This window comes from Arthrobacter sp. M2012083, assembly GCF_000281065.1.
GTDB lineage: Bacteria > Actinomycetota > Actinomycetes > Actinomycetales > Micrococcaceae > Arthrobacter.
In genome coordinates, this window is sequence record NZ_AKKK01000007.1 from 45,790 (window position 1) to 67,778 (window position 21,989).

The following is a 21,989-nucleotide window of genomic DNA, read 5'->3' on the forward strand; positions in this document are numbered from 1 at the left end:
CGCTCCGAGCAATAGGGCTGGAAAAGACTGGCTGCTAGGACAACCTGTGACCGACTCGCGGGTACGAAAGCATCTTTGACGAAGAAATTCCATCAGCCAGTAACCCACTCTATTGATTACTAATAGAGTGGGTTAACGACCAAGCGGCAGTTCGGCGCAAAGTCCGGCAAGATGGACCCATGCCGCGACTGATCCGCCCCAATCTGCCCTCCAGTGTTGAGGCCGCAATAAGTTTCATGGGCAGTCGGGCACAGGCGGACGTTTTGCGTCAGTTGGCCATACTGGGTCCTTCGACAATCGGCCAGTTGCAATATGTGTTGGAGATCAGTCGACCTAGCCTGAACCGACACCTGGAAGCCCTTGCTGCAACAGGATTGATCAAGACTGATCCGCCGCGAGGCATGCGCCAAGGTCGAGATGTCACTTACGAGCTGCAGCCCGCGAGGATTCAAGAACTGTCGCGGGCGTATGTCGATTACATTGAAGGCCGATGACGACGGTATGCGGGCGGCGATCCTGATGGGCATGGCTCAACCCTAACAGGAATGAAACATGTTTCGAACATGAATCAGTCCGCTTCGGTCTCGTTTCTTTCGAACTTTTCTACGTCGTCCAGTAGGGCGTTGATTGCATCGAGCGTCTTGATATCAATATCGCCAAGAGTTCGGGCGGCTATGTTCTTCAACTTGTTTCGCCGCATCGTCTTAAGGAGCTGTAGCTCTTTCTCGATGCGTTCCGGAAGGTCACCAGTTTCTTCAGTGAGGTACACAGGGTCAATTTCAAAGAACTTGGCTAGTGCAATCAATGCTTCCACCGGGACCACCTCGGGCGATTCCCCACTTCTGATACGCCACCAGCGGGTCCTGGACAGCTCGTATCCGTGCTGACGGACGCCGATCTGTATATCAGCGAACTCGTAGGATTTGCCGCCCTCCGCCACTACGACGTCCAACAACAAATTCACCTTGCGTGCAAGGGTCTCCGCCCGTGCAAGCCGATCTCGGGCAGTATCACCGCCAGCCATTATTCAACCCCATCTAAATGTCACCAGCCGTTTTCTCGGCTTTGCCCACAGTTGCGCTTGGCTGGAACAACCTTCCATACCAACGACGAACTGCCAAATCCCACCCTACCGGGTCCGAATTCCACTCCTGAGTGTGGCCCGAGCACTCAAACTCAACGAGTTCCACATGTTGCGCATGGGTTTCAGCAAATCGGGCTGAAGTCTCGAAGGGTACAGACCAATCATTTCTATTATGAAGAATCAGGATAGGTGTCTTGAGCGGACAGCCTAGCCTGGAGGCGTCTGCTTGCCTGATCTTCAGGGGCGTGCTGATCCCGGCCAGCCGGCTAAGCTCTTTAGATCCCAGCAGCGATACGACTTGCGACCCCAAATTAGGAGGCCAACCCTGGTGCCTTGCGTTAGCTCGGAGGACTGCCTCCCAGCTGAGTACAGGCGAGACCATCACAATGCCGCTGATCATGCCTGCGAGTCTGGAACGCTGAAGGGTGTTCATGGCGATGGTGGCACCGAGTGACCACCCGAATACGATGCATTTGGTCCCTCCTCGATCGGAAACGAACTGCAGCGCATCTTCCAAGTCGCGCCATTCCGACTCTCCGAGGTGGGATCGGCGGTCGGCTGATGCTGGAGCGTCACCATCGTTGCGATACGAAACGATTAGGGAGTTCAGGCCCATGGTCGTTGCACTGGCAACGCCACGCAAGGGCTGACGGCGGTCACTCCCCTGGCCATGCACATGGATCGCCCAGACATCGCTGCCTTTGTCCACAACCCATGCTGGGGCCAGCCCTACCGATGTAGGCAGCTGGATTTCACTGAACGGGCGTTCGGGAGTGGCAGCCACTATGCCACTCCACCTGCACCGTGAATCTGTTGATAGTGAGACTGGCCTGCGGATGAGGCTGCGCCTGACAGTATCGTCCGCCTTCGCAATAACGGGTCCGACAGCAGCCGGTTCATCCTCTCCGAAGATGTCGAGTCCGAAAATGCCCGGTAGATCCGTCCTTCTCGTGGCCCAGAGCTCAATCTCCTCATCAGTTACCGATAGAGGAACGATGTCGTATCGTTTCCGGGATGCGGGAGACAATGACTGCCTAGCAGCAGCGGCCGTAATAGCTGCTGCTCCACAACTGGCAACTGCTACAAGTGATGCGGCGACGCTTATTACCTTGAGCGCCACGGTCGGGTCTCCAGATGGCCTGTGGCCCGGGCCAGTTTAGACAGTCCGTCATCACCGATTCGTTCGCGAGCTTTAGGATCTCTAACGAGAGAATCCTGAATCTCGACAATCATGCGATGCAACTCGCGGCGGGGTCTGTGATCCCGGTAAGTCACTACTCGTGTATCCAGAGTTATACCTGAGTTTCCGATGACAGCCCTGCTCCATACGGGCTTTAAATCTGACAGCACGGCGTTCGTCCTATTGGAATCAAGGACTGTCAAGACCCTGCGGCTCGCGCGCGGCAGCGCGAGCCCAGTGCAGAGGAGGATGAAGGTCATAGAATTCAGCACAGCGTAGATGCCGCCGAGCGACGTCATGACTTCCTCATTGCCAAGAACATTCAGAAGATCCAGCAGTAGAACGTTGACCACCAACAGGACCGCGGACGCACATCCCAAGCCCACCAAACCGAATGCCAATGTGAAGACGCCCGTACTCCAGGAACTGCGAAACCGCAAGCATGTCCAACCCGCCGTGGCCATAACAGCACCGATGTACGCGTACTGTACCGCCGAATATAGGGCTGCAGCAGGCTGGTCCCCGTATTCTCGCATGAACATCGTAGATGTGTTTGGCGCGTCAATGAACGCAAATAAGGCGGTGGCTGCTGAGGCGGCGATGATGACGCCGGACTTGCCCAGGACTCGTGGTGACGCCACCCTTTCTGAAGCGGGGCTGGCTGCTCGGTGGATCGCGCGCGCCAGGAAGTAGACGCCAACCAACAACAGGAGATTGGCTCCCAAATCGACGTAGTTTCGTCCAGCTAACAGTCCATCTACGAACGTATATGCAGCGTTGATGTTTAGGGCCAATGAAATGCAAATAAGCACCGCCGCCCAGAGAATACTTGTGTCCTTTCCTGGGCGTCGGGTTGCTAGGACGATCAAAGTCAAGGCGGCCATCAGCGTTGCCGCAAGGATTTCCACTAGCCGAAGACCTCCTCAAATGCACCCGGCTCACCGGGGATCTCCCTGAGGGCCTCAGCCATGAGATCTGCAAGGTACTCGGCTGTTGCTTCCTCGACGCTTCCGAACTCCGTCCGCATGAGCGCTCTCCGCACCAGATCCGGGGGAAGACTCTGCAGCCCGTCATGAAGTAGGGCCCCTGCCCCGGGATGCGCGTCGTGCCCAAGGATCATATGCGCAAGCTCGTGGAGGATGAACTGCTGCCGCTGAAGTTCCCAAGGCGTAGGTGGGTGGAACACCCACTCCTGTCGCTTTCCAGGCAACCAAAGGCCACAAATGGAAGTGCCTATGAGGCGGTCTGTTGAACGGATTCGGATTCGGCGGCCACGGATTTCTTCGACGGCCCCGACAAGCAGTTCAAGGGTGATCCTGGTCGGTAACTTCAGCGCCGAGAAAGCTTCGGACGCGTCCCGGAACGCTCGTTCTGATGTGGTTATCGAAAGAGTAGGCAGACCTTGCGCCACCACTAATCTCCCCTTGCTAGCTATTGGGTTCGGCTAAGCTATGCTGAAACATGTTTCAGACATGTTCAGGCGGCGGATTTCTATCCAGCGCCTTGCCAAGCGACTGGGCCCCACCATACCAAGGGGGGCTCATAGAGCGCTTGTCACAAGTAGGAAAGGATGGCGTAGCGTGGATTCAATTGACAGCTGCCCCAAGCGCGCGAGCACGGCTGTAATGAGCCTTACCGCTTGCCCGGCCCTGCCTCGCCCAGGCTGGCTGACCATCGAGCACTTGGGCGCGAATAGACGATGCAGGCGCCTAGCAGACTCAGCGACGGAGCCGGCCCTACGCTTCACGAACGATGGGAGACGACACGCGGGGCCGTTTTCTGTAAACAAATCCCCTGATCAGACTCTGCGCGGTGCTAGGTTCGATTCAGTCGATAGCTGTAAACGGAACCCCGATCGACCGCATGTGGCACCAACAATGAACCAGCTACAACCCCTGGTTGTGCGAGATTCAAAGGACCTGACAATGAGCGCAGTAATCAATCGTGGAGGCGGGCGGCCCAGCAAGGGCCTCCGCAAATACATTGGCTTCCGCACGCCGGCCAAGACCGCGGAGGACGTTCACATGATCGCCGCCGCAAAAGGCATGACTGTCACCGACTATGTTGCCTCTGCAGTCGACCGGTCGTTGCGCGAAGATTTGGCCTTGCTGGATCAGTTCACTCAGCAGGATGAACTCCCGATTCGTATGGCCTCATAGATACAAGGAAGGCCCGCCATTAGCGGGCCTTCGAAGCTGAAGATTCACGATCCGAATAGCTTGCCGGCAGACAGATCGTAAATCGTATGGAAGTCCTTAACAGGCCTTCATTTGTGTTGCAAAACCGATCTGGCAGGATCGGCCCTTTCTCATTCCCTGAACAGGAACAAAATCATCGTACAACAGCACGCTCTCGTGCTGCCAGCAGCCGACGCTGCTGGCGTGTCTCAAGAGCCATCCCAGACTTCCAACGCCGCTCAGGTGTGGGCTGCCCTTACGCCTCTTCTCGCAGGTCAACCCCGGATCCGCCTCTCCCGGGACGGCGGTAAGACCTATCCCCAGAAGCACGAACGCGCCCTGACTGAGACCCTCCCCACTTATCCGGCGGCCGCCCGGATCTTCGGCAAGGATGGCAGCTGCTCGGCCATCTTCCTTGACTTCGACTCCTCGATTGCAGGCGTCGACTGGGTCGAGGCCGATGTGAAGTCCCTACAAACGTGGCTGCACCGCTGTGGGGCTCGGTGGATTGAAGACCACTCGCCCAATGGCGGACGACATGTCTACGTACCACTGGAAAAACGGATTGGCTTTACTGAAGCACGAGATGTTGTCGAGGCATTAGGCACCCGATACCGCACATTGGACAAGACGCCGCACCAGAACATGCGTCATGGTTGCATGCGTACTCCGGGATCTCCGCACAAGCGTGGCGGCTACCAGGAACTATCCATGAGTCTCAGCATGGCCTACGACGTTGCGAGACGCCCAAACAAGGAACAGATATGGGCAACAATTCGCGCAGATCTGAAAGAGGAAATCGCTGGCGTACGAGCGCTGAGACTGGAGCAGCCACTGTCGGCGGACGACGAAGCCTATGAATCACCGCAAGTGGCTGGGCGAATGTCCAGGTCCATGCAGCAGATGGCGCTATCAGGCCTGTACGACGCGAACCGGTACTCCTCCGATTCAGAAGCCCGTCAGGCGATCCTGACGGCGGCGGCCGCCGCTGGTATGAGTCTCATTGATATAGAACGACGAGTCCTCCAAGGTATTTGGCCTGGACTCGCATCGTTCTATGCCCGCTATGCCTCCCGTCACAGGATTCCCTCCCTGAAGCGGGACTGGAAAAACGCGGTCGCTTACCTGCAAAAACGCCGGGCCGTTGAGGCAGGAAATAACAATGCACGTAAATCCCCCACAAGCCAGCCCAATACACAGCCCCCACTTGGAACTGGACTCATGTCTGATGCGAGCAGCGAGCATCGCTACCTGCGGACCTGGCGGAATGCTCTATCTCTAAGAGAGCCTACGTACGCCAGCTCACGCACGGGTCTGGCGCGACGCATGGTTCTCAGGGCACTCGGAGCAGCGGCCCACATGACCGCGTCTCGTTTCGTCGAATTTGGTGATCGGTCAATTGCCGTGGCGACGGGACTTGACCACACAACTGTGGGCTCTCATTTGAGAGCCCTGCGTTCGGAAAAGGATCCTCTGGTGACTCTGGTTGAGCGTGGACGAGGGACTAAAGGGGATCTGTACATGCTCACTGTTCCTGAAGGCCTCCGTGCAGGGGCCGAGGAATTGTTATGGAAAGCAGGCAAGATTCACGCGCTCAGACCCGTTTTCCGGGAACTGGGCTTGCCGGCAGCGTTTGTTTACGAAGCTCTGGAACAAACTCCGGGTTTGACGACCACGGAGTTGGTCATCCGGACAAAGCTGTCCAGGACTGCTGTGAGCGAAAGTCTTGAGATCTTGGCCGCCTGGAACATGGTGTCGAGGAACCGTGGGCGGTTTTGGATGGTCGTCAGTTCGACCTCCCTCCAAGAACTTGCAGAATACTTTGGAGTGCTGGAGTCTGTAGTCGGCCAAATACAGAGGTACCGCATTGAACGGACTATCTGGCGTGAATGGCTTTCGAGAAACGTGAACACAGTAGCGGAACTCCTATCCCCCACGGACGACTACCCTTGGGAAGCCTATGAGGGGCCACCCGATGAATGGTCGCTCGCTGACATGGCGTTTACCCGGGCGAGGTGATCCATGCGCAGGTCTAGCATCTGCGTCCGTGATCGAATTCGTCGGCAGCAATGGTGTCCTCTGGCATAGGCAGGTAAGTATGCGGTTTGTTTCAAGAAGATCGCTCGCTCCCCAGTGACGGCTATTCTGGCTGGTTCCAACGCTGATGAGCCGCTTGGCGTGTCATTCCTGTCTCTGCACCTATGGCGGTCCAAGTCAGTCCAGAGCCACGTGCTGCGCTAACTGCCTCGTTTAGACGCACAGCGGCCCGCTCGTAACTGCCTGCAGCCATCTGCAGGACCCAAGCCTTTACATGCCTCTGCCATTCGTTCAGGATCGTCTCTTCGACTGCTACGGGAGGTGTAGCTGGGGATCCTATTAGTGCTTTTGCTCGGTACCTGGCCATGTCGGTTTTCCCCGGGCCTTGGACGCGCTGCCACTGTCTACCAGTCCAACCGCAGTCGCAGCTACCTTGCCAGCCAGTTGCCTCACTTTCCGGCACGAGTTCATAGCCAGGCAGCCGCGGGTCTCGTTTCCTTCTACCGGTGATTCCTTCGACGCGGATCACCTCGTTATCTTCATGATGCGAACCCAGCCGGCCATCGTTCATAAGGATCCCAAGTCGTCCGCGGTGGAATCCGTCTCCAAGATCCCATTCCATGAAGTGTCCTATCTGTCAGGTCTTCTTGACGTTTCTCCACTTTACGTGACGCTGCTCGACTGGACTCTCCTGGTCGAGCAGCGGAGCCCCTGAGGCAGTCCTTGACGATGGCGGAAGATGAAGTTAAATAATTATGTCCTGACAGAAATATTGATTGATTACCATTATTGGTCCCATATCTGTTTTGCCCCCTCCCCCACGGAAGTGATGGTGGGGGTGGCCATGCCTCCCAACGCTCAGGAGCCTTGTACGCTCTCCCGGAGCCCCGGATCTCATATAGGACGTGGAACTAACACCGACAAATAAATAATTATGTCATGACAGAAAGATTGATGGTTGGTTTGAAAGATGGCCAGACTGAAAGATAGATGGCAATAATGATTGAAAGATGGCCAGACTGAAAGATAGATGGCAATAATGATTGAAAGATGGCCAGACGTATTGATGGATAGCTAGATTGACTGATAGATTGATGGCTAGATAGAAAGACTGATGTATTGATGGGCATATCCCTATCGGTACCTAGCTAAATCCGGAGGATATCGATGAGAGTCACGGCCATAGGCAATCGCAAAGGTGGTGTGGGCAAGACTTCAGTTACGCTTGGCCTGGCTACCGGTTTGCGTCTAATCGGTAAGCGAGTGTTGATAATCGACCTCGACCCACAAGCCAATGTAACGGAAGCGCTTGAAGGGGCCGGAGAGTTCGACGTCTTCGATGTGTTGTATGGGGGAGAAGCCGGAACCCTCGGCCAAGCCATCACTCAGACGACATGGCCGGGGATCGATCTGATCCCCAGTTCTGAGTCTCTTGCCCGACTCGAGTCGGAAGCCCTACTAACACCCGAAATGCGACTCAAGACCGCAGCATGGGGCGCAGATGAGCTTGAGCAATACGACCACATCCTCATCGATCTTCCGCCGGCACTGGGACGACTGACACTGAACGGACTGATTTGGGCCGATCGGGTACTTGCGGTTACTGAACCAGCGGCCTTTTCAGTAAAGGGCGTAACAGAGTTCCTCGACACAGTGAAGAAGGTTAGATCGCTTCCGCATCTAAACCCTCAGCTGGAATTTTTGGGCATCATCATCAATAAGACGAGCTCACCTCTCACATCCGAACACTCCTTCCAAATCGGAGAGCTGGAGAGCACGTACGGGCCCGAAGTAAGAGAGCCTCATCTTCCGCTGAGGACAGCAATGCAGGACTCCGTCAGCACACGCTCGCCGCTTACCAAGCTCTCCGGCAGGGGAGCCGCAATCATGACTGAAAAATTCGTTGCGCATGCGCGATACCTGGATGAGGTGAACTAGTAATGGCTTTGGAACGCAAGTCGTCAATACGCAAAGCACCAGCTGCCGATGTTGTGGATGCTTTGACTTCCGCGGAGAAGCGAACGGAGGCACCGAAACAAGAGGAGGCTCCTCAGGTCGCCACGGTTCACACGGAGTCTGCGCCACCCGCCGACCTCGAACCCCAGCGTCCTGGGCCGGGAAGGCCGAGAGGAAAGCGCCGGATGGAACCCTTCTCATCCAAGATTGAGATAAGCCTTCGCGACGAGTTGGATGCGTACGCGATGAAGTACGGAATCACTATTACGGATCTTCTGGACGAGGCCTTACGGGAGAGGCTCAGACGCTAATAAATCTATCTGGACATAATTATTCTTTTGAAATCTGAAGTAAAGCTCGCGCCTGCAAACCAGGCGACTGATTTCTGCGGCAGATTATGCCGGGAATCATCGCTTGCGTGAGCCTCGATGCAGAAGACGCGCCATGGGGAGAGGTCCACGGTAGGCCGCAAGAGGCAGATTGATGCCCAGATGACGCCAGGGGCACAGGACCTGCCTCTGATCCCCGATGCGGCGGACGGGACCGTGCGACACAGATGACTCTAGATGCACCATCCGGCGGTCAGATCTTCGACAACAGTCATGATGCTACGGAAGCCCTTCGCGCATAGGCCGCACGGCAGGGGATACCCGTTGCCTTATGTGCTGGGCAGCGTGTCTCTGAATCCTAAAGATTAATGAGACGCGCCCAACCCATAGCACGAGTCACCCTAAGCTCTGGATTTTCATTAGTGAAAGTGTCTCGACAAGTCATCTCACCGAGAAACGTCTCCGTAACCCTGAAAGAGGAGATTATTTAGGCAGAATGACCCCTGTGAGGTTACTGGAGTACAGGGTACGAACGGTGACACACTCACCAGGACAGCAGTCTCGTTCTTCGGCCGTGGAGCAGGGTGTGAGCTGGGCTGCTAACGTGGGGTCGCTCCATGTCGTCAGCGTGTTCGGAAGGTAAGCCCCATGGCAATTGATCTCGTCGAGTGTTCCCATTGCCAGACTGACGAGCACGTCCGGCTGGTAGAGCTGCTGACGGGGACTCAGAAGAAGCTCATGTGTGAAAACTGCGGGCAGGCGTGGCTCCGTGGGGCGCCTGCCAGACAAAAGGTTCAGCTGCCGACTCTGGAGGAAATCAAGAAGAGGTTCCCTAAGCCAGGGGACGTAGACCCCCAAAAGCTCGCACGTGCGAATGTACTCAAGGTTGAGTTTCTCCGACGCGAGCCGGAACCTGTGCCTAACGTTGCCCCGTACTGGACGAGATACCAGCAGGTGTTCAGCGCTGAGGGCCTGCCAAAAGCGGACCCTCAGGATTTCAAGGACTTCGGCAACTCAAATGTCGGCGCGAACCCAGGAAACATGTCCGTTTTTAATGAAGCTTGGAATGAAATTGGTCCGGATGCCGGAGCGGCACGGGTCCGCGAGGTAGTGGAGTATTTGCTTCGGGGCGCATCGCCCGTCGATCTGGAGGACCGCCTCACCATTCTGATCCAAGACACCAAGTCCATCGGGATGAAGGGCTTCAAGGAATCGCTCCTCACTAAGGTTCTGTGCATCGTCTATCCCGACAGGTACCTGACAATCCTGAAGTACACGGGAGAAGCCGGAAAGCGCGAGATTGCACGATCCCTGTGGGGCCTCGAACTGCCTGACCCTGAGAGGGTCGACTGGACTATTGGACGTCTCATCCTGTGGAGCAATGACTTGCTACTGGCACTCCTCGGTGATGGTTTCCGACACCAGCAACATGCATCGGAATTCCTGTGGTGGGCCAAGGACAAGGCTTAGAAGGATATAAGAATTGAGAATATGAACTCTTTCTTGGCGGCATCATGTGATGACTTCGCGTCGCACCTGCGCCCGAAGCCGATCCCATAGATTGTTGGTACCCGGTGGCGTGCGGTATCAAGCCGCAGACTGATCGGCGCCATATGTGTTTCGACTACAAAGGGGTACTTATGACTTCCTACGAATTTGTAGGGGAAGACATCTCGAACTTGTGGAGTGTGGTCGGCGTGGGGGACTCCGATGACGGCACGATTAGCGTCCAGGCCCACTCGTGGGACGGAATTGCGACGGTCGAGCTGACAGCCGAACAGGCCAAGGTACTGGTCAGGATCATCGGGGCTCACTTCCGGGCGGCGAAATGATGAACTCGGATGCATCCTACGTTTGTGTCGGAGTTGACTATTACGAAGTGGGCGTGAGGCTTGGCCGAAATGGCGGAACACGGGTTCTAGTCCGCGAAGGCGCTATCTATGCCAGGGCCGACCTGACCGCAGAGCAGTCTAAGAAACTAATCCAGCTCTTCGAAGCTCACCTTCCAAGCACAGACAAAAACGACCGCATATGAGGTAGGACGGCGGCCTGGTGGCGGCCGCAAAATGGCGTAGAACCACGAGTGCAACGTAGAAGACCTTATGATCAGAAGCGTCGGTTCATGCCGGCTTCACCTGCTTCTCTTCTCGGGGGTTACTCTCTTGGCAACGACGTTCGATGTACTCCTGGATTCGTACCGTGATCTCGCGGACTCGGAGCGGATGAAGGGCAATTACTTCGAGCAGCTAGTCGGCCGGTATCTGGAGAAGGACGGGGTGCAGGCTCCCCAGTACCGGAATGTGTGGTTGTGGAGGGACTGGCCGGACCGCGACGGTAAGAAGGACAACGGCATCGATCTGGTGGCCGAGCGCCAGGACGGCGGTTTCACTGCCATCCAGTGCAAGTTCTACGCCGAGGGCCACCGCATCCAAAAGCAGGACGTCGACTCATTCATATCCGCGTCAGGGAAACCCCCGTTCACACACCGGCTCATCGTGGATACGACGGGCCGGGACTGGTCGGCGAACGCCGAGGAAATGCTGGACGACCAGCACATCCCTATCCAACGCATCGGGCTCACGGACTTCCGTAACTCCAATATCGACTGGGCGACATACGAGCTGACCGACCCCTCAAAGGCGCCCAAGCTGCATGACAAAAAGCAACTACGCACTCACCAGCATGAGGCGGTCAACGCCGCCATGAAGGGTTTCGAAACCCACCACCGCGGCAAGCTCATCATGGCCTGCGGCACCGGTAAGACCTTCACCGCGCTGAAGATTGCAGAGCGGTTCGCGGAGCAGGAAAGCCACGTTCGGGTCCTCTTCCTCGTTCCCTCCTTGGCATTGATGTCCCAGTCATTAAAAGAATGGTCGGATGAGACGACGCAGACGATGCACGCCTACGCCGTCTGTTCCGACACAAAGGTTGGCCGGCAGAAGAATTCCGACATCACTGATGTGGCAATCCATGATCTGCAGATCCCGGCCACCACGGATGGTGCCACGCTGCTTGAGGCAATGGGAACCAGAGAGCCGGATGAGGGAATGACGGTGGTGTTTTCCACCTACCAGTCCATCGATGCTGTAGCCCAAGCCCAGAAAGCCGGGCTGCCGGACTTTGATCTGATCATCTGCGACGAGGCCCACCGCACCACCGGGGCCACCCTTGCCGGCAGTGAGGACTCCCACTTCGTCAAGGTCCACCGCAACGACGTCGTCGCAGGCGCCAAGCGTCTGTACATGACGGCAACCCCGCGGCTATTTAACGACGACACCAAGAACAAGGCACTTGAGCGCGACGCAATTCTGTGCTCCATGGACGACGAGACCATGTACGGCCCGGTGTTCTACCGGATCGGCTTCGGTGAAGCTGTCACGAAGAAACTGCTTACCGACTACAAGGTCCTGGTTCTGGGTGTGGACGAAACGCAGGTGGTCTCCAGCTTCCAGGATCAACTGGCCGATTCAAACATGGAACTGCAGATCGACGATGTCGCTAAACTTATCGGCTGCTGGAACGGCCTGGCCAAACGACGGTCCGGTGCTCACGAGGTGTCCTTCGGTAACGACCTGGCACCAATGAAACGAGCCGTGGCGTTCAACCGCGACATCAAATCTTCAAGACTCGTCGAGTCTGAATTCGAAGAACTAGTCCGGGTGCACCTGACCAACCTGGACAACGACGACCCCACAGACGACTTGAAAGTCGAAGTCAAGCACGTAGACGGCGGCTTCAACGCCATCACCCGCGCAGAACGTCTGGACTGGCTCAAGGAAGACCTTGACACCCCCGAAGACCAGCCAGTCTGCAGGATCCTTACCAACGCCCGCTGCCTCACAGAGGGGGTGGATGTCCCATCCTTGGACGCCGTACTGTTCCTGAACCCACGCAACTCCATGGTCGATGTCATTCAGGCCGTCGGTCGAGTCATGCGCATCTCCAAGGGAAAACAATTCGGCTACATCATCCTGCCCATCGCCATCCCAGAAGGAATGTCGACCTCAGAGGCGCTTCGGGACAACAACCGCTATAAAGTCGTATGGCAGGTCCTTCAGGCGTTGCGTGCGCACGATGAGCGCATGGACGCGGCCATCAACCAGATCGAGCTCAACGCCAAAGCACCCGAATCCATCTTGGTCGACACTGTAGACCTTTCCCCCAAGAAAAAGGCGCGGACGAATGTGGGCCGGAATACCGGAGGGCGAGACCACAATGGCGGAGGAACTGGCGACGACCAAACCACCGGTCCGGAGTATGTTCAGCCTGAACTGCAGTTTCCCGTGGGGGAGTGGAAGGACTCTGTTTACGCCAAGATCGTGGACAAGTGTGGAAACCGCATGTATTGGGGAGACTGGTCCAAGGACATTGCGGATATCGCCAATAAGCACATTGTGCTGATCAACAACCTCCTGGCTGGTGCGAACCCGGAACACCGCAAGGCCTTCGATGACTTCATTGAGGGGCTGCAGGAGAACTTGAATCCGGAGATCGACCAGGCTCAGGCTGTCGAGATGCTCGCCCAGCACCTGGTGACGAAGCCGGTCTTTGATGCCATGTTCTCTGATTCCAACTTCACCGAACATAATCCGGTGTCGCTGGCGATGCAGAATATCCTGAACAAGTTGGATGAGAACTCGGCGTTTGAAAAAGAACGTGTCGGACTTGAGAAATTTTACGAATCGGTCCGCGCCCGGGTGAAGTCCATTGACAACGCCGCAGCGAAGCAGAAAATCATCCTTGAGCTGTACGACAACTTCTTCCGCAACGCCTTCCCTCGCGTGGCGGACCGGCTCGGCATCGTCTTCACCCCCGTCCCCGTGGTGGACTACATCCTGCGCTCAGCTGATGCAGCGCTGCGGCTGGAATTCGGGAAGTCCCTCTCCGATGAGGGCGTATCCATCTTGGAACCTTTCGTTGGCACGGGAACCTTCGTCACGCGACTGCTCCAGTCCGGGCTAATCAAGCCGAAGGATCTTCGTCGCAAATACGCCCAAGAACTCTTCGCCAACGAGATCGTCCTGCTCAGCTACTACATCGCCGCCATCAACATCGAAACCGTCTTCGCCGAAGAATCCACCAAACACGGCCTCGACCATGGCTACGTGCCCTTTGACGGCATCGCCTTGACGGATACTTTCCAGCTCAATGAGTCCGACGGTGCCTTCGACTCCGTCGTGTTCCCCGAGAACTCAGAGCGCGTTCAGCGGCAGAAGAACCAGGACATCCGTGTCATTATCATGAACCCGCCATACTCGGCCGGCCAAAGTAGCGCCAATGACAACAACCAAAACCAGAAGTACCCTGTCTTAGATTCGTCCATTGCAGAGACCTATGCCAAAGAGTCGACTGGGACGCTGAAGAACAAGCTCTACGATTCCTACATTCGCGGGATCCGCTGGGCATCCAACCGGATCAAGGACGACGGTGTTATAGCCTTCGTCTCCAACGGAAGCTTCATCGATAGTAATAACGCTGACGGCATACGCAAGACCTTCGCGAATGAGTTCAGCAGAATCTTTGTCTACAACCTTCGTGGGAATCAACGGACATCCGGGGAAACTTCGCGGAAGGAGGGGGGAAAGATATTCGGAAGTGGCTCTCGCACTCAAGTCGCCATCGCGGTCCTCATCAAGAACTCAACCCATGTTGGCCCAGCAGACATCCGATACCGTGACATCGGCGACTACCTTAGCCGGGATGAAAAGTTCGATCTTCTTGAGATCGAACAATCCCTCGAAGGAACCGAGTGGGAAACCGTCACGCCGAACGAGCAGGGCGACTGGATCAATCATCGTGATGAAGACTTTGAAGCCTTCCAGCCAATTGGGGACAAGGCATCCAAAGGCAAATCAACCACAACGGGAGTTTTCGAGAACTACTCAAATGGACTAACGACGAGTCGTGATGCGTGGGTTTTTAACTACTCGAGATCCAAGGCTGTTTCCAACGTCCAGTCCATGGTTGGAGTGTACGAGATGGACCGGCTCGCCCACTTCTCCATGGACCCGTCAGCTCGTCCCATGGTGATACAAACCAACGATGATCCGAAAGCAATATCTTGGAGCGCCGGGCTTAAGGAAAGTCTTCGACGCAACATCCAAATTGATGTTTCGAACCCAACGACCGTTCTCAGTACCTACCGGCCCTTTAGTGTTCAGCATGTGGTCTTCGAGCGACCGGTCATTGAGCGCGTCAATCAATGGCCAAAAATGATGCCCCCCGGAACGCTGGACAACATGTCCATCATGATGCCGCAGGGCGCCTCGGCTGCTGCATTCTCTGCTCTCGCGGTTCGGCACATACCTGCATTGACACCTAATGGCGGGAACCAAGCCTTCAGCCTCTACTCGTACGAGCAGGTCCTCAGTGAGGAGCAGGACGGCCTCTTCGCGGCTTCCGACGACATCGTCGTCGACGGTTACCGCCGCAAGGACAACATCACAGATGCGACCCTCGCGACGTATAGAGGCTTCTACGAGGATTCGCAGATCGACAAGGAAAGCATCTTCTTCTACGTTTACGGTCTCCTCCACAGCCCGGAATACAAGGAACGGTATAAGCAAGATCTGATGAAGATGCTGCCGCGGATCCCGAAGGTCAAAGACTTTTGGGGCTATAGCCAAGCTGGAGGAGCCCTCGCCAAACTGCACCTCGACTATGAAACAGTGACGCCGTACCCCCTGGAGGAGATCACCAAGGGAGCCCCCGGTGGCGATGAGTACGACTTCTACCGGGTCAACAAGCTGTCGTTCGGGGCCAGGAAGGACCGCTCAAACATCGTCTACAACCAGCGGATCACTCTTGGTGGAATCCCGGACGAAGCCTACGATTACCAGGTCAACGGAAAGTCTGCGCTCGAATGGATCATTGACCGGTATCAGGTCACCACCCACAAGGACTCGCACATCATCAACGATCCCAACGACTACTGCCGTGAGGTAGGCGACCCTCGTTACATTCTGGATCTCATCAAACGCATCGTTACCGTTTCCGTAGAAACGGGGAAGATTGTGGCTCAGCTGCCCGCTTTGGAGGTAGCGGAATGACCCTGAACTAGTGCTCTGCCGCCCGGGGACATCGTTTGAGTGCAGTCCGGTTCAGTTCGCCGCGTTTCAGCCTGGATGTCATAGGGGCTCGTAGTATCGCGTTAGTGTCTTCCGTTGGCGAAGGGCAAGCAACCGTGGGCTAGCTCAAAGAGTCCCAACAGTTTGTCCTCCAGTAGCTTGCCGGGGATGCCAGGGGTTTGTTTCCAAGTGACTGTGAGGTCTTTGACATCCTCCAATTGCCATATGCGGTTCCCGCCTTCATGCGAGACGCCGTTTTGGCCGTGGCCGTAGCGTTGATAGGCGCTAAGTCGGCCTCTTAAAGTTGTCTTATTCTCCGAGGTGAGTCCCGCTGCTCCTATGTACATGATGGGAGTTTCGTTTACCCACCGGTGGTATAGGTGCGAGCTCGGACTAGTCGTCGGATCTTTCCTGTACGTTCCGCCCGTGCTGTGTTCGAGAAACGATGGTGAGCCGCTAGCTGGCCGGAGGATGACATAAACACCGAACTCTTTAGGCGGCTCTTTGCGGTTCATGGTCCAAAAGTTTCTGGGTACCCCGAAGTCCATCGCTTCAAGAACGGTCAGATCAAGCATGGGTTCAGTGTTGCAGGTATAAGAGCCGTGCATCCACTCCGCTGAACATGCGAACGAGGTGCTCGAGGGCGCACCTCAAAAACGACCGTTTATGCCCGCCTGTCGGTTTCCCATCACAGTACACTTGCACTACTCGACTGCGAAAACTCATAACTCAACTGCGTAAAGTTCTATAGTCAAAAGGTCGGGGAGGACGTTTTTGACGTGACTTTGAGGAGAAACCATGACGGCGGATGACTGGGCAAGGATCATCACTGCGATCGCTGGCGTTTTCGGCTTGCTGGTCAGCGTCGTCGCGGCGGTGCGTACAGCTACCAATCGCGAGACGGTCGCGCAGCGTCGCGCGTCCGAGTCGTTGGCCCTGCTGAAATCCTGGGAAGAAACCCAGCTCAATGATGAAAATCAAAGAGACGTTCGGGCAAGGGAAGCCCTGCGTCAAGAATTGTTAGACCGAGCCCTTCATTTCACCCAGATATACGTTGCCTCGACGAGGCCTGTCTACACGAGCTATTGGCAGCCGATTGGGTTCGGGGTGTTCGGGCTCTTGTGGGTCTGGGGAGTAGCCCAAAGTCCACTCGGCCCATCCGCTTCGTCATCCTGGCTGGTTCTGGTTTATCTCATGCTAGGTGTTTTTGTCGGTGGGTTCGCTGTGTTCATGTACGTCCGAGTTTCCCGGCACAAAGAAGAGGTGAGAGCTCGCCGCAAAGCAGGAAGCCGCGCTGCCACTAAGCCTCGGGAGCGGTCAAAGCCTAAGAATCGACCAGCATCCTTTGAGCCAGCTTCAGATGTGGGACCAAACCAAGAACCGGCGCAAACTCCGGTGGCCAAACAAATGGAAGGGCGATGATGTGGTGACCCTGCTGGGGTACTCGCGGGTTAGTACAACCGATCAGAATGTGGATCTGCAGCACGATGCCTTGAAAGAGGCCGGTGTATACCGAATCTGGACGGATTACGCCTCCGGCGCGACAGCCGACCGCCCACAATGGCAAGACTGCTTGGATCATCTGCAACCGGGAAATGTGCTGGTGGTTAATGACTTATCGCGGCTTGGAAGGAATACCGCCGACCTAGCCGGCATCGTGAAGACACTGGCAGAAAGGAACGTTGGCCTGAGGTCGTTGACGGAAACGTGGCTGGACACTACGAATTCCCAAGGGCTGCTGATGTTCCACTTCTTTTCAGCCATTGCAGAGTACGAACGGAACAGACTGAGAGAGCGGACCTTGGCCGGCCTGGCAGCTGCGAAGGCTCGGGGGAGGGTCGGAGGCCGCCCTACGAAAATGACTGCCGACAAATCCTCTATCGCACGCGATATGCGGTCTAAGGGCAGGACCATCAAGGATATCGCTAGAACTATTGATGTCAGCGAGGCAACCGTCGTCAGGGATCTTGCCCGCCAACGAAAGGTCCAACAGCTCTAGACCCGCGGGAGGTTCAGAGAGACTTCCTGCCAGGAATCCCTGGATGGAAGGTGTGGGAGGTGCTTGAGCCCCGGGGAAAAGCGTCGGCGGCCGAAACGTCAGGATGCATCGGAGGCCTCGTCGTCCAGATGATCCCAGGGATCTTCGACAATCCATTCAGCCCATTCGAGCAGTTCTGCGGCCGTTGTTCCGTGCAAGGTCGCAACTTCCACGGCGCAGGCGTATCCGCCGTTCTGTGGGAGGGAAGATCGAAGCTGGCCGTTCAGCCGTTTAACGGCTGCTGTGATCGCTGATTCGTTGAAAGCCGCGGCGTTGTTGTCCCAAAGTCCGCAGGCTTTGGCCGACGCCTCTGTGAGCATGGGGATGTAGACGACTCTCTTGTCGTTTCCGCCCAAATACCAGTTGCGCGCTGCGGCTACGAGCCGGACTTCGGGGTCCGAGGTTTCTCCTTGCATGTATTTCTTGGCCAGCTTCCTTATGACAGTCGCCGCCTTAGGGAGAACATCCTTCTCGAGTTTGTCCGGGTGTGGAACCCGTGCATACCGCGCGCCGGCCCATCGCCCAAAACTCGCCCGCTGCGGGGCTGACAATGGATGCAGTACCTCAACTGTCGGATGCAACAGGGCGGTCTTGTCTACGCTGGTGACGAAACGCAGATCGGCAACCGGAAGTTTTCCATCCATGACCGGAAGTTTGTTTCCGTTCGGAAAAGGAAAGTAACGGGGGGAGCGTGGTCCTGAGGTGAGCTTCTGCCATTCATCTTTGGCGACGTACTTCACCGGACACACAACCAGGCAGGGTTCGGTCGCAGGTTCCCTGACAATGTCACAGTCCTGCGTAACGACGACGTACCAGCCGACGTCACTCTCGATGCTCAGGGACCATACCTCTTCGCCGGGCTCCCGCGAAGGGGAACCCTCATGCTCGGCTTTGGAATGCCACGCAGCGCTTGCACCAACTCCGACGATATTGACCGCTCCCAGGGAGATGACGTCTCCCTGGGAGATGTTCTGGAGGATCGCCTCGACCTTTCGCGGGTCAAGCGATGGTTGTGCGGCGTTCGTGGTCAATCTTCTACTCTCTCGTAACAGGACCGGGCCTTCGTCTAGGCGGACGCTACCAGAACCCGCTTGGCGTGGCCCAGAACCTCATCAAAAGCAGAACCGGGATTACGGGATTCAGATCCCCCGCTCTCCGGAAGCGTTGCCTTCTCGGTGGTTCTCACGCTCCTCAGCTGCTCACGTAGCGCGGACTGTGGGCTGGGGACAATGTCAGGTCCTGCCACGAGGCGGTTCCTCCGCCCCGGAGGCGGGCCTTGAAGCCGGTTCCGGGGAGTCAGTTCCGAAGCCAGTGCGGCTTGGGTTTCATCGATGTTATAGCGACGGTGGCCCTTGGGTGTGGTGTCAAAGGGGATCAGTCCTTCGCGGGCGTATCTACCTACGGTGTCTACGGAGATGCCCAAGGCGCTTGCAACTTCCTTCGGAAGATGGGTGCGGGAAATCGCGGCATTCATGGTGTGTGTCCTTCAGCTGACATGCGCGGTGTCGTAGGGTCGGTGTATCGTTTAGCGCTTTATGCAGGGTTTACAGCTTTTACGGGTTCTGCACGGTTTGCAGGGTTTGCAGGTTTTCATCATGTGCGTGTATGAATTCAATGTCAACCCAATGTCAGGAACGTCATCTTTTCGAGACCTGCTCCCAGCCAACCGACGCTGACCGCGAGACAGACCGCCCCCCGATCCCGGGTGATTCGAAACCGTGTCCGCTTTGACCGTTTGACCCAGAGGGTACCGATCGTGGCCGAACGCCTGGACGAGGGCACCCCTGACCGGCATCTGCTGATAGCCCGTTGGGGTTTGGCGCCGTCCTGGGTAAAAGACACCAAGATGGGCTCCAAACTTCTCTGCACTAACTGATACGTTCGCGCATGTTGACACGCGTACTGTACCGAAGATTGCATCCGCAACAGGCAGTTCTTGCAAGACTTTTGGGACTACATACGGGACGGTTATGTCTCGGGGATTCAGATGGGTGGGGGGATCCCATAGAGGGTGTCCCACTTCTAAGGAAGTGGGGCACTGCTCTTCGTCTGAGCCTGACTGCAGTTGCGTGCTAGTCGTCCTGCAGGTCTTCGACGGCCCAGGTCAGGAGGGTGAGCTCGAAAGGATGCGGCCTGAGGGCTTCGTGCACGTAGGCGTCCAGTTCCAAGGCGTTGGCGTTTCCTCCCTCCGCCCAGTATTTGATCCATAGCTGCTCCAGCGTGAAGCCATCCTGCTCAAGCAGGTTGCGTGCTGTCTGCCTCGGGTCGCTCATTCCTGAATTCCCAGCGCTCTTTACGGGCCTCCTACGCACTGACTAAATCATCAGTCTGCTTACTAATTAACGTACAGGGGCTCGCTTTTCGGAACAACCAGGCCGTGATGCGGGCAGAAGCCATGTCCCCAAAAACCCGTGGATCCTCGAAGGCGGGACACCCAGGGGGGCGCCGCTGCCCACTTCAGCAACCTCCGGCACTTCAGGCGGCGCTGAGCGCCGGATCTTTTGTGGGGGCGTCGGCCGCGAAACACGCATCCTAATACCCGCCCGGGGTATCAAGCATGTGAGACGATGCATTATTGACACCCATACCCCCTATGGGTATACCCTGCATCTAGTCGGTATCTCCGGCAGTTCTCAGGAGGAAGATAAATGTCTACCCATCCACCCCTATCGCCGGCGAAGCGCTGGCTGGGCCTGGTGCTGATCGCTACGGCGCAGTTCGTCGTCATTATGGACACCTCGATCATTGGTGTCGCTCTGCCCGATATTCAAAAGGACCTTGGATTCACGCCGGAATCGCTGTCATGGGTCTTCAATGCCTACGTAGTGGCCTTCGGCGGGCTGCTCTTGTTGGGAGGTCGTCTCTCGGATGTCTTCGGCGCCCGGAAGATCTTTGCGTTGGGTTGGATCATCCTCATCGCGGGCTCGTTGCTGGCCGGGGCGGCCAACAGTGTCGGCTTGGAGATCGCGGGCCGTGCTATCCAAGGTGCCGGGTCTGCGCTGATTGCGCCTGCGGCCCTTACTCTGCTGATGATGCTGTTCGGCGGTACGTCCGACCTTCCGAAAGCATTTGCTGTCTACGGCGCAGCGGCGCCCATTGGAGGCACTGCGGGGGTTTTCCTCGGTGGAGTGCTGACGGAGTACGCCAGCTGGCCTTGGGTGTTCTACGTAACCATCCCGATCGCTGTCTTCGTTCTCGCATTCACGGCAACGTCGCTTCCCCGGACCGTGAAAAAGGCGTCCGGATCCATCGACGTCGCCGGGGCGCTCACCGTCACTGGCGGACTGGCCGCGGTTGTCTACGCCGTTGTTAATGCACCTGAAGTTGGTTGGCTCACCGTGCCCACCCTCAGCATCCTGGCTGGCGGTCTTGTCCTGCTGGTGATCTTCTTCATCATCCAGGCACGAAGCCGTAATCCTTTGATGCGTCTGGGCTTGCTCCGCGCACCCCTGCTGGGGGCTGCCAACGGTGCACAGCTGCTTCTGGGTGCCGCATGGGTGTCCATGTGGTTCTTCCTGAACCTGTACCTGCAGCAGGTCCTGGGCGCGACTGCCTTCGCGGCCGGCGCCGCGCTCCTGCCGATGACCGGTCTTGTGGTTCTCGTCATGATCGCGTGGGCTCCCCGGCTCCAGGGCAGGTTCGGTGCGAAATCGCTGATTGTTAGCGGCTTGCTCTTGTTGGCTGCAGGACTCGTGTGGCTTTCCTTCGTCCGCCCGGACGGTAACTATGCTGTCGACGTTCTTCCCGCATCGCTCCTTGCTGCCCTCGGAATGTCACTGGCGTTCGTCCCCTCCCTGGGCACTGCCATTAACGCGGCCCCGCCTGCTGAAACCGGCGTTGCTTCGGGGCTGGTGAGCACCAGTTACCAGATCGGGTCCGCACTTGGACTCGCAGTTCTCACGGCAATCGTTTACGGCATCTCCGGCACCGAGCCCTCCCGGGTAGAGCTGACCCAAGGGTATTCCGCAGCCTTCGTTGGCGCCGGAATCCTCGCCCTGGTCGGAGCCGTGATCACAGGTTTTGCAATGAAAAAGCCTCGGTCATCCACGCCGGCAGCTGACGAATCGATCTCGGTGTAACGGGCGGGAGAGTTCAGGAACCTGCGCTCCGCCGGCTGCAGG

19 protein-coding genes are annotated in these 21,989 nt (G+C 56.8%); 11 read left to right on the forward strand and 8 right to left on the reverse strand.

The window, feature by feature from the left end; genetic code table 11:
• Positions 1-236: 236 nt before the first annotated feature.
• Entirely contained in the window at positions 237-494 is a 258-nt protein-coding gene (locus A477_RS23960; protein WP_353579760.1) for an ArsR/SmtB family transcription factor, read from the forward strand.
• 74 nt (positions 495-568) lie between these two features.
• Here the strand turns inward: A477_RS23960 and A477_RS23665 are convergent, their stop codons facing one another.
• The 4 genes from A477_RS23665 to A477_RS23255 are packed head-to-tail and all read right to left on the reverse strand — an operon-like array spanning position 569 to position 3,450.
• Positions 569-1,024: a hypothetical protein gene (locus A477_RS23665; RefSeq protein WP_017197891.1), complete on the reverse strand. Its 456-nt coding sequence runs from the start codon at positions 1,022-1,024 to the stop codon at positions 569-571.
• Between the two features lie 13 nt (positions 1,025-1,037).
• Positions 1,038-2,204 (reverse strand): alpha/beta hydrolase family protein, encoded by a 1,167-nt coding sequence (locus A477_RS24065; protein WP_502685498.1) that lies wholly within the window; start codon positions 2,202-2,204, stop codon positions 1,038-1,040.
• Complete coding sequence (locus A477_RS0104830; RefSeq protein ID WP_017197893.1) at positions 2,189-3,172, reverse strand: hypothetical protein; 984 nt, start codon at positions 3,170-3,172, stop codon at positions 2,189-2,191. Before A477_RS0104830 ends, A477_RS24065 begins: the two co-directional genes overlap by 16 nt.
• Positions 3,172-3,450 carry a hypothetical protein gene (locus A477_RS23255; protein ID WP_157367040.1) on the reverse strand — a complete coding sequence of 93 codons (279 nt, stop codon included), beginning with the start codon at positions 3,448-3,450 and terminating at the stop codon, positions 3,172-3,174. Before A477_RS23255 ends, A477_RS0104830 begins: the two co-directional genes overlap by 1 nt.
• 739 nt (positions 3,451-4,189) lie before the next feature.
• Here A477_RS23255 and A477_RS0104840 point away from each other — a divergent pair.
• From A477_RS0104840 to A477_RS0104885, 7 genes are all read left to right on the forward strand, one after another.
• Entirely contained in the window at positions 4,190-4,423 is a 234-nt protein-coding gene (locus tag A477_RS0104840; protein ID WP_017197895.1) for a hypothetical protein, read from the forward strand.
• Between the two features lie 222 nt (positions 4,424-4,645).
• Positions 4,646-6,460, forward strand: coding sequence for a MarR family transcriptional regulator (locus A477_RS0104845; protein WP_237715726.1), 1,815 nt, complete (start codon positions 4,646-4,648; stop codon positions 6,458-6,460).
• Positions 6,461-7,645: 1,185 nt separating this feature from the next.
• On the forward strand, positions 7,646-8,416 hold the full coding sequence (locus A477_RS0104855; RefSeq protein WP_017197898.1) for a ParA family protein: 771 nt from the start codon (positions 7,646-7,648) through the stop codon (positions 8,414-8,416).
• A 203-nt stretch (positions 8,417-8,619) separates the two neighbouring features.
• Positions 8,620-8,745, forward strand: a complete 126-nt coding sequence (locus A477_RS23840) for a hypothetical protein (protein ID WP_279586750.1) — start codon at positions 8,620-8,622, stop codon at positions 8,743-8,745.
• Between the two features lie 666 nt (positions 8,746-9,411).
• The gene (locus A477_RS0104865) at positions 9,412-10,233 is read left to right on the forward strand and encodes a hypothetical protein (protein WP_017197900.1); all 822 of its coding nucleotides are present in this window, start codon (positions 9,412-9,414) and stop codon (positions 10,231-10,233) included.
• 170 nt (positions 10,234-10,403) lie between these two features.
• On the forward strand, positions 10,404-10,595 hold the full coding sequence (locus A477_RS0104875; protein WP_157367041.1) for a hypothetical protein: 192 nt from the start codon (positions 10,404-10,406) through the stop codon (positions 10,593-10,595).
• A 270-nt stretch (positions 10,596-10,865) separates the two neighbouring features.
• A complete protein-coding gene (locus A477_RS0104885; protein WP_017197904.1) occupies positions 10,866-15,812 on the forward strand; it encodes a DEAD/DEAH box helicase in 4,947 nt (1,648 codons plus the stop codon).
• Between the two features lie 101 nt (positions 15,813-15,913).
• Here A477_RS0104885 and A477_RS22025 read toward each other — a convergent pair whose 3' ends face one another.
• Positions 15,914-16,405, reverse strand: a complete 492-nt coding sequence (locus A477_RS22025; protein WP_017197905.1) for a hypothetical protein — start codon at positions 16,403-16,405, stop codon at positions 15,914-15,916.
• A gap of 223 nt (positions 16,406-16,628) precedes the next feature.
• On the opposite strand from A477_RS22025, the gene A477_RS22715 reads away from it, so the two are divergent.
• Both A477_RS22715 and A477_RS0104900 read left to right on the forward strand, forming a co-directional pair.
• Complete coding sequence (locus A477_RS22715; RefSeq protein WP_017197906.1) at positions 16,629-17,252, forward strand: hypothetical protein; 624 nt, start codon at positions 16,629-16,631, stop codon at positions 17,250-17,252.
• A gap of 1 nt (position 17,253) precedes the next feature.
• Positions 17,254-17,829 carry a recombinase family protein gene (locus A477_RS0104900; RefSeq protein ID WP_017197907.1) on the forward strand — a complete coding sequence of 192 codons (576 nt, stop codon included), beginning with the start codon at positions 17,254-17,256 and terminating at the stop codon, positions 17,827-17,829.
• Between the two features lie 98 nt (positions 17,830-17,927).
• Here A477_RS0104900 and A477_RS0104905 read toward each other — a convergent pair whose 3' ends face one another.
• The 3 genes from A477_RS0104905 to A477_RS0104915 all read right to left on the reverse strand — a co-directional run bounded on the left by A477_RS0104905 (position 17,928) and on the right by A477_RS0104915 (position 20,141).
• Positions 17,928-18,899, reverse strand: a complete 972-nt coding sequence (locus A477_RS0104905; RefSeq protein WP_017197908.1) for a hypothetical protein — start codon at positions 18,897-18,899, stop codon at positions 17,928-17,930.
• Between the two features lie 35 nt (positions 18,900-18,934).
• The gene (locus A477_RS22035) at positions 18,935-19,342 is read right to left on the reverse strand and encodes a MerR family DNA-binding transcriptional regulator (RefSeq protein ID WP_017197909.1); all 408 of its coding nucleotides are present in this window, start codon (positions 19,340-19,342) and stop codon (positions 18,935-18,937) included.
• Positions 19,343-19,940: 598 nt separating this feature from the next.
• Positions 19,941-20,141 carry a hypothetical protein gene (locus tag A477_RS0104915; RefSeq protein ID WP_017197910.1) on the reverse strand — a complete coding sequence of 67 codons (201 nt, stop codon included), beginning with the start codon at positions 20,139-20,141 and terminating at the stop codon, positions 19,941-19,943.
• Between the two features lie 375 nt (positions 20,142-20,516).
• Between A477_RS0104915 and A477_RS0104920 the strand changes: the two genes are divergently transcribed.
• Entirely contained in the window at positions 20,517-21,947 is a 1,431-nt protein-coding gene (locus A477_RS0104920; protein ID WP_017197911.1) for an MFS transporter, read from the forward strand.
• The last annotated feature ends 42 nt before the right edge of the window (positions 21,948-21,989 follow it).